Origin of the sequence: Actinomadura kijaniata NBRC 14229 (assembly GCF_001552175.1) — a bacterium.
GTDB classification, from domain to species: Bacteria; Actinomycetota; Actinomycetes; order Streptosporangiales; family Streptosporangiaceae; genus Spirillospora; species Spirillospora kijaniata.
The window spans coordinates 19,666-28,201 of record NZ_BCQR01000160.1; the positions used below are offsets into that span (position 1 = coordinate 19,666).

At 74.2% G+C, this 8,536-nt stretch carries 8 protein-coding genes; 2 read left to right on the forward strand and 6 right to left on the reverse strand.

Translation table 11 applies throughout. The annotated features are described in order from the left end of the window. Positions 1-43: 43 nt before the first annotated feature. Positions 44-2,728, forward strand: coding sequence for an ABC transporter substrate-binding protein (locus AKI01S_RS54430; RefSeq protein ID WP_067829445.1), 2,685 nt, complete (start codon positions 44-46; stop codon positions 2,726-2,728). A gap of 3 nt (positions 2,729-2,731) precedes the next feature. Here the strand turns inward: AKI01S_RS54430 and AKI01S_RS38065 are convergent, their stop codons facing one another. The 3 genes from AKI01S_RS38065 to AKI01S_RS38075 form a co-directional block, all read right to left on the reverse strand. Continuing rightward, a complete protein-coding gene (locus AKI01S_RS38065; RefSeq protein WP_067829448.1) occupies positions 2,732-3,037 on the reverse strand; it encodes a hypothetical protein in 306 nt (101 codons plus the stop codon). Positions 3,038-3,140: 103 nt separating this feature from the next. Then, positions 3,141-4,415, reverse strand: coding sequence for a sensor histidine kinase (locus AKI01S_RS38070; RefSeq protein ID WP_245681942.1), 1,275 nt, complete (start codon positions 4,413-4,415; stop codon positions 3,141-3,143). Then, complete coding sequence (locus tag AKI01S_RS38075) at positions 4,412-5,065, reverse strand: response regulator transcription factor (protein ID WP_067829452.1); 654 nt, start codon at positions 5,063-5,065, stop codon at positions 4,412-4,414. Before AKI01S_RS38075 ends, AKI01S_RS38070 begins: the two co-directional genes overlap by 4 nt. 184 nt (positions 5,066-5,249) lie before the next feature. Between AKI01S_RS38075 and AKI01S_RS38080 the strand changes: the two genes are divergently transcribed. Further along, a complete protein-coding gene (locus AKI01S_RS38080) occupies positions 5,250-5,438 on the forward strand; it encodes a hypothetical protein (protein ID WP_067829455.1) in 189 nt (62 codons plus the stop codon). A 91-nt stretch (positions 5,439-5,529) separates the two neighbouring features. Here AKI01S_RS38080 and AKI01S_RS38085 read toward each other — a convergent pair whose 3' ends face one another. From AKI01S_RS38085 to AKI01S_RS38095, 3 genes are all read right to left on the reverse strand, one after another. Further along, positions 5,530-6,339 carry an inositol monophosphatase family protein gene (locus AKI01S_RS38085; protein ID WP_067829458.1) on the reverse strand — a complete coding sequence of 270 codons (810 nt, stop codon included), beginning with the start codon at positions 6,337-6,339 and terminating at the stop codon, positions 5,530-5,532. Next, positions 6,336-7,346, reverse strand: coding sequence for a ferrochelatase (locus tag AKI01S_RS38090; protein ID WP_067829461.1), 1,011 nt, complete (start codon positions 7,344-7,346; stop codon positions 6,336-6,338). Before AKI01S_RS38090 ends, AKI01S_RS38085 begins: the two co-directional genes overlap by 4 nt. 66 nt (positions 7,347-7,412) lie before the next feature. Then, a partial coding sequence (locus tag AKI01S_RS38095; RefSeq protein ID WP_067829464.1) for a lytic transglycosylase domain-containing protein occupies positions 7,413-8,536 on the reverse strand: 1,124 nt, incomplete at its 5' end.

Sequence of the window (8,536 nt, forward strand, 5' to 3'; positions counted from 1 at the left end):
CGGATCCGGCCGCCGGGCGTCCGCGTTCCCCCACAGGAGGGCCATGCCCGAGGTCGCCCCACTGCGCGACGGAGACCCGCGACGCATCGGCGGATACGCGCTGACCGGGCTGCTCGGCGAGGGCGGCCAGGGAGCGGTCTACCTCGCCGAGGACGAGCCCGGGCACCCGGTCGCGGTGAAGCTGCTGCACGCGCGGTTCAGCGGCGACGCCAGGGCGCGGCAGCGGTTCGCCGCCGAGCTGGCGGTGACGCGGCGGGTCGCGCCGTTCTGCACCGCCCGGGTCCTGGACGCCGACGTCGACGGGGACCGGCCCTACATCGTCAGCGAGTACATCGACGGACCCCCGCTGGCGCGGGTGCTGGCCGAGCACGGACCCCGGTCGGGCGCGGAGCTGGACCGGCTGGCGATCGGCACGATGACGGCGCTGACCGCCATCCACGAGGCCGGGGTGGCGCACCGCGACCTCAAGCCCGGCAACGTGCTGCTGGCCGCCGACGGCCCCCGCGTGATCGACTTCGGGATCGCGCGGGCGCTGGACGCCACCGGGACGCTGTCCAGCACCGCCGTCGGCACCCCCGCCTACATGGCGCCCGAGCAGATCACCGGGGCGCGGGTCGGCCCGGCCGCCGACGTGTTCGCCTGGGGCACCACGATGGTGACGGCGGCGACGGGACGCCCGGCGTTCGGGCAGGACAGCATCCCGGCGGTGATGCACCGCATCCTGCACCTGCCGCCGGAGCTGGGCGCGCTCCCCGAGCCGCTGCGGTCGGTGGTGGCCGGGTGTCTGGACAAGGACCCGGCGCGACGCCCGGCCTCCCAGCAGGTGCTGCTGCGGCTGCTGAGCCTGGCGGGCAGCCTGCCCCCGGCCTCGGCCCCGACCCCGGCCCGGCCCGCGGTCTCCCTGGACAAGGACGGGATGCTGGACCGGGGCGTACGGGCCGCCGCGACGGGCGCGTTCGCCGCTCCCCCGGCGGCCCCGCAGACATGGCCGCCCCCGCCCCCCACAGCGCCCGCACCGCCCGCGTTCCCCCAGCCGCAGTACCCGCCCCCGCCGAACGCTCAGCAGACCGTGCCCGGCAAGGAGGACCCCCGCCGCAGGGGCGTCGGGATCCTGGTCGGCGCGGGCAGTGGCGCCGCCGTCGCGCTGGTGCTGGTGGGCGGCCTCATCCTGGCCAACTTCGACGGCACCGGGAAGAAACCGCTCCCGCCCGTCGACCGGGTCGGCGGGACGCTGAGCGTGATGGTCAACGCGCCCTACGACCCCAAGGGGCACCTCGCGCCCGAGTACGCCTCGGGCGGCACCGGGACCATGCTGGCCAGGCAGCTGTTCACCGGGCTGGCCGAGGTGACGCCCCAGGGCACGCTGCGCAACCGGCTGGCCACCGCCATCACCCCGGACGACACCTGCACCAACTGGAAGATCACCGTCAGGAGCGGCACGCGGTTCGCCAACGGCGAGCCGGTGGACGCCGAGGCGTTCGCCCGCGGCTGGGGCCGCGGCGCGCGGAACCCGTCCGGCACGGCCTCCTACCTGATGCGGGACATCAAGGGGTACGACGAGGTCGCGGGCAAGAAGACCGACCGCCTCGCGGGGGTCCGCGCCTCGGGGCAGACCCTCGACGTCGCGCTGACCGGCCCCTCCTGCGAGTTCCCCTGGCGGCTGGCCGACCCCCTCTTCTTCCCCGCGCCCGGGGCCGCCGGGGCCCCCGACAACGCCGCCTACAACCTGCGGCCGATCGGCAACGGCCCGTTCCGGCTCGCCTCCTACACGCCCGACAAGAGCGTCGAGCTGACGCGCAACGACTCCTGGGCGTTCGGGGAGGCCAGGCTGGACCGCGTGATCGTCCGGCTGAGCCTCGACTCCACCCGGATGATGACGAGCTTCGGCTCGGGCGAGGTCGGCTGGGTGTCGCTGACGGACGTCGAGGCCAGGCGCGCCGCCCGCGGCCAGAGCGGACGGATCGAGTACCCGGTCGCCACCAGCCGGATGCTCGTCCCGCTCACCGCGCGCGGGCCGATGAGGTCCAGGGAGGCGCGGCTGGCGGTGTCCTACGCGCTGGACCGTTCGGCGATCGCCGCCCAGGCGTTCGGACGGCCCGCCCGGAGCCTGGTGCCCCCGCCGGTCGCCGGTTTCGGGCGGCCCGGCGTCTGCCCCTCCTGCGACGCCCCCGACCCGGCCCAGGCCAGGAGGCTCGCCGCGCAGGCCGGGCTCGGCGCGGGCACGACCATCGACCTGCACACCATGGACACCGGCACCCAGCTCCCGCTGGCCGAACAGATCGGGGCCCGGCTCCAGAACGTGCTGGGCTGGCGCGTCCGGCTCAGGACGGTCAAGGGCTTCGCCTACGACAAGCTGCGTGACCAGGTCACCGCCAAGGACGCCTCCGGCCTGATGATCTCGGGATGGAGCCCCGACTACCCGACCGGCTCCACCCTGCTGCGCTCCGTGCTGGGCGGCGACCAGCTCGCGACCGGCGACAACGCGCTGAACAACTACTCGGGCTGGCGCAACGCCCGCTTCGACGGGCTGCTGGACCAGGTGCGGCGCACGCCGGGCGACGCCGAGCGCACCAGGCTGACCCAGGAGGCCGAGAAGATCGCGCTGGACGACATGGCGATCATCCCGGTGGTGAGCGGCGGCGGCGTCGCGTTCCGCTCCGACCGCTACATCGGCCTGAACCCCGACTTCGACGGCCATCCGACCCTGGCGACCGCCGCCCGGAGGTAGGCGTCAGAGCGCGGGGCGGGCCAGGCCGCCGTGGGCGGCGCAGTAGGCGTAGGACCACCGGCCGGCGGGCGCCTTCCTGCCGTACACGAGCACGTTGTCCCTGCAGTACGCGGCCGCGCCGACGCTCCGGGTGGGGCACATCACCCCGAAGGTGTTCCGGTCGCTCCAGGTCTGGCGCCCCGGGCACGCCGCCGACGTCCGGGCCGCCTCGGCGCTGGCGGGGGCGACGGCCACGGTCAGCGGGGCGGCGGAGATCGCGGCACCGAGCGCGGCGCCGAGCGCGACGGCCGTCAGTCGCCTTGCGTTCATGGGGGAGCTCCTTTGTCCTCCCGGTACGGGAGGGTCAGGTCGACGGCAAACCTAACAAAGGGGTTGATCTTGGCTCAATGCCGCGCTCCGCGCGTCCGGTCCGTCAGCCCACCGGCAGGCGGACGGTGACGATCAGGCCGCCGCCGGGACGGGGGGCGGCGTAGACGGTGCCGCGGTGCGCCAGGACCACCGACCGGACGATCGACAGGCCGAGGCCCGCGCCCTTGGCGGACTCCAGGCGGTCGGCGTTGAGGCGGCGGAACGGCTCGAACAGCCGCTCCACCTCGTAGCCGGGCACCACCGGGCCGGTGTTCTCCACCTGCACGGTGGTGACGCCGTCCAGCACGCCGGTGCGGATCCACACCTCGCCGCCGTCGTCGTTGTGCTTGATCGCGTTGTCGACGAGGTTGGAGACCAGGTGCTCCAGCAGGACCGGGTCGCCCGAGGTGGTGCCGGGGGTCAGCTCGCGGTGGACGGTGACCTCGTTGGGCAGCTCGTCCTCGCGGCGGCGGACGTTCTCCAGCACGGTCGTGGCGACGTCGGCGACGTCGACCGGGGTGCGGGTGGTCAGCTCGCGCTCGCTGCGGGCCAGCAGCAGCAGGCCCTCGATGAGGCGCTCGTGGCGGGCGTTGTTGGCCAGCAGCGTCTTGCCGACGGTCCGCAGGTCGTCGGAGACGTCGGGGTCGCCGAGCGCGACCTCCAGCAGCGTCCGGTTGATCGCCAGGGGGGTGCGCAGCTCGTGTGAGGCGTTGCCGACGAAGCGGCGCTGGGAGTCGAACGCCTGCCCCAGCCGCTCCAGCATCGCGTCGAAGGTGTCGGCCAGCTCCTTCAGCTCGTCCTCGGGGCCCTGCAGGGCGATCCGCTCGTGCAGGTTGCTCTCCGACAGCCGCCGGGCGGTCGCGGTCATCCGCTGCAACGGGCTGAGCGCCCGGTCGGCGACGAAGTAGCCCAGCACCAGCGCGATGATCCCGACCCCGGCCAGCGCCAGCAGCGACCGGCCGACCAGCTGCCGCATCGCCAGGTCCTTGACCAGGTCGGGGTCGGTGATCGCGCCGTCGGGCTTGCGGATGATGATGTAGCCGCTGGGGAACACCTCGTCCAGGATCGTGTTGACCAGCAGGTAGGTGACGAACAGCAGCAGCGCCCCGGCCATGAAGAACAGCAGCCCGTACAGCACGGTGAGCCGCAGCCGGACGCTGACGCGGCTGGGCAGCGCCTTCAGGTCCTCCAGCAGCGGCCCCGGGCGGCCCCTGGAGCCGGCGTTCAGGTGCGCGGGGATCGGCTGCGGGCCGGTGTTCATGGCCACGCCGAGCTGGCCGAACTGCGCGCCCGGCGTGGTGGGCCGGGCCTCGGGCTGGGAGGCGGGCCGGGGGCTCACAGCCGGTACCCCACGCCCGGCACGGTCTCGATGACCGGCGGGTCGCCGAGCTTCTTGCGCAGCGTCATCATCGTGACCCGCACCACGTTGGTGAACGGGTCGATGTGCTCGTCCCACGCCTTCTCCAGGAGCTGCTCGGAGCTGACCACCGCGCCGTCGGCGCTCAGCAGCACCTCCAGCACCGCGAACTCCTTGCGGGTCAGGTCCACCGGGCGTCCGTCGCGGGTCACCTCCCGGCGGCCGGGGTCCAGGCGGACGCCGCTGCGCTCCAGCACCGGCGGCAGCGGCGCGGCGGCGCGGCGGCCGAGCGCCCGCACCCGCGCGACCAGCTCGGCGAACGCGAACGGCTTGGGCAGGTAGTCGTCGGCGCCGATGGACAGCCCCTCGACCTTGTCGTCCAGCTCCCCGGCGGCCGTCAGCATCAGGATGCGCGCCGGGTACCGCTGGGCGACCAGCTGCTTGCACACGTCGTCGCCGTGCACCCTGGGCAGGTCCCGGTCCAGCACGATCACGTCGTACTCGTTGACCCCCGTCCGTTCCAGCGCGCCCGCGCCGTCGTAGGCCACGTCCACCGCCAGCGCCTGGCGGCGCAGCCCCGTGGCGATGGCGTCGGCCATCACCCGCTCGTCCTCGACGACCAGAACACGCACCTGTCGTCCATCCCCTCGTATCGTCCCCTGACCAGGTATGCCATGGCGGCCGTAAGACGTCCGTAAGCCCCCTACCAGGATGCCTCCCGCGGGGAGGCCGGGAACACCCGGAAAACTCTCAGAAGATCGGGTTTACCGCGCCCGGCGCGCTGGGTAAGGGGTGCCTGATCCGGGAGGAGGCCCCTTGGGCGAGTTGTCACGCACCATCCAACAGCGGCTCGATGACGCTTACGCATCGCTCCGTGCCGCCCACGCAGAAGGCGACACCTACCTGGCGGACATCCGCCAGGAGGAGATCAAGGAACTGCGCCGGATCGCAGCGAACAACGACATCGGTGTGGAAGTCGGTGTCGAACCACCCCGCTGCGACTGAGGGTGAACCCTTCGGAGCTACCACTCCACGTCGCCCCGCGTAGAACACGACGAGGACCGGGCCACCGCCCGGTCCTCGGTTCGTGTACGGGTCAGTCGCGGGCCGGGTCCAGGGGCAGCAGCAGGTCGTGCAGCGCCTCGAACGTCCCGGGCCCCGCCGCCAGGGCGAAGTCCGGGCTCACCGGGGCGCCGTCCAGGCCCGCCACCCGGCCGCCCGCCTCCTCGACGATCAGCGCGCCCGCCGCGACGTCCCACGCCTGCACGCCGCGCTCGTAGTAGGCGTCCACGCGTCCGGCGGCCAGCGCGCACAGGTCGGCGCAGCAGGAGCCGCCACGGCGGATGTCGCGGACGTTGGGCAGCACCCCGGTCAGCACCTCGGCCTGGTGGGCGCGGCGGCGGGCGTCGTAGCCGAAGCCGGTGGCGACCAGGGCGCGCTCCAGCGGGACGTCGGCGTTGACGCGCAGTTCGCGGGTGCCGGAGGCGGTGTGCAGCAGCGCGCCGCCGCCGCGCACGGCGGTGTAGGTCTCGCCGCGCCGCGGCATGTCGACCACCCCGGCGACGGTGACGCCGTCCACCTGCGCGGCGATGCTGACCGCCCAGTCGGGCAGGTCGTACAGGTAGTTCACGGTGCCGTCGATCGGGTCCACGATCCAGCGGACCGGGCCGTCGCCGTCCTGGGTGCCGCCCTCCTCGCCGAGGAACGCGTCGCCGGGCCGGGCCGCGCCGATCCGCTGGAGGACCAGCTCCTCGGCGGCGCGGTCCATCTGGGTGACCACGTCGGTGGGGCTGGACTTGGTCCGCACCACGTCGGGCCCGGTGGCGGGCCGCTTGTCGACCAGCATCCGGCCGGTCTCCCGGGCGGTGGCCAGCGCCAGTTCGAGGAGCTCCTCGGCCAGGCTCATACGGTGATCCCCCTCATGCAGCAGTCGGCCGGGCAGACGTCCGGGCGCGGGCCCAGGACCCCGAGCGCGGGACGGTCGGCGGCGTCCGTGGCGCGCTCCACCAGCAGTTCCCGGACCATCGCGACGAAACGCGGGTGGGTGCCGGGGGTGGCGGCGCGGCGGAACTCCAGGCCCAGCTCGGCCGCCCGGTTCGCGGCCTCCACGTCCAGGTCGTACTTGACCTCCATGTGGTCGGACACGAAGCCGACCGGCACGTTCACCACCGCGCGGACGCCCGCGGCGTGCAGCTTCTCCAGGTGGTCGACGATGTCGGGCTCCAGCCACGGCTGGGTGGGCGGGCCGCTGCGCGACTGGTAGACCAGCTCCCACGGGTGGCCGGGCGCGGCGCGTCCGGCCACCAGGCGGGAGATGTCGGCGAGCTCGGCGGTGTAGCGCTCCCGGCCCGGCTGGGCCAGCGGGACGCTGTGCGCGCTGAACGCCAGGTGCGCGCCCTCCCGCAGGTCGGCGGGGAGTTCCGCCAGCGCGGCGCGGGCCGCCTCGACGAACGGCTCCACGAAGCCGGGGTGGTTGTAGTAGACCCGCAGCTTGTCGATCTCGGGGGCGCCGGGGACCTCGGCGCGGGCGCGGTCGATGTCCTCCAGGTACTGGCGGCAGCACGAGTAGCCGCTGTAGGCGGAGGTCACGAACGCGGCGGCGCGCCGCACCCCGTCGTCCCTCATCCGGCGGACGGTGTCGGCCAGGTAGGGGTCCCAGTTGCGGTTGCCCCAGTAGACCGGAAGATCGACGCCGTGCGCGGCGAGGTCGGCCTCGATGGCCGCCTTCAGGTCGCGGCAGTGCTGGTTGATGGGGCTGACCCCGTCGAACAGGTGGTAGTGCTCCCCGACGGCGGCGAGGCGTTCCCGCGGGATGTTGCGGCCGCGCGTCACGTTCTCCAGGAACGGGATCACGTCCTCGGGTCCCTCGGGCCCCCCGAATGACACCAGGAGCAACGCGTCGTAGGACGTCATGCCCTCCATCCAACCAGGCGGTCGGCGCTGTCCGCGCCCGGCCGCCCGGCTGTGAGAAAGGGCACGTCAGGAGTACCGCGCGGCGTAGGCCCGGGCCAGCGCCAGGACCTTCCGCACGTACCAGTCGGCGTGGTTGTAGTGCCAGACCGCCCGGTACAGCTGCCGGCCGCCGCGGCCGGCCCCGTTGGCGCACAGGTACCTGGCGGCGGAGGGGACGGCGTCGTAGGGGTTCATGATGTCGGCCCTGCCGTCGCCGTCGCCGTCCACGCCGTACGCCTTCCAGGTGGCGGGCATGAACTGCATGGGGCCGAGCGCCCCGGCGCTGGAGCGGCCGGGGTTGCGGTTGTGGTCGCTCTCGACCTGGCCGATGGCGGCCAGCACCGTCCAGGACAGGCCGGGGCAGGTGGTGGCGGCCTGCTTGTAGAGGTCCAGGTAGCTGCCGGGGCGGCCGCCGTCGGACGGCGCGCGGTACCGGTTCTCGTGCAGGTTGACGACGTTGCCGGTCTGGCCGAGGGCCCCGCGCACGGCCGCGGCGAGCTTGACCGGGTCGGTCCCGGGGGCGTTGACCAGCACCGCCACATGGGGGATCAGGCCGATGTCCCGGCCCGCCTCACGGCCGACCAGCATGTCGATGCCGGGGATGCCGAGCGCGCCGGAGCCGCCCATGGTGAGGTTCGGCATGGTGCGGCCGACGACCGGATACTGCCGGCCACGGGCGAGCCGGAGCTGCTCGGCGGCGTTGGCCGACACCACGAACCGCCCGTCCGCCAGCGCCGTCCACAGCTCGGTGCGCTTGGCGGTGCCGGGCGGGGTCCAGGACCGGAACGTCGAGGGGTCCACCGCGAACGTGTTGATCGAGCGTCCCTGCAGCTGGACCGCGCCGCCGTCGACCGCGATCACGTCCCGGACCTTCTTGATCTTCCGGATCCGCGCGATCTGGGCCGCGGTGACGGACCGGCCGGAGGAGACCGCCAGCACGTCCGGCGGCACGACCCGGCGCAGCGGCGCGACGCCCGCGTCGGCGGTGACGTCGGTCACCGGGCCGGTGGGCCCGGCGGTGGGCGGGCCGGACCGGCCGGCCGCGTCCGGGCGGTCGCTCCGGTGGGTGACGGCCTGGTGCACTCCCCCGCCCAGGGTCGCGACGGCCAGCGCGCCGATGGCGGCCGCGAGGACCGGCAGGGCGCGGCCGC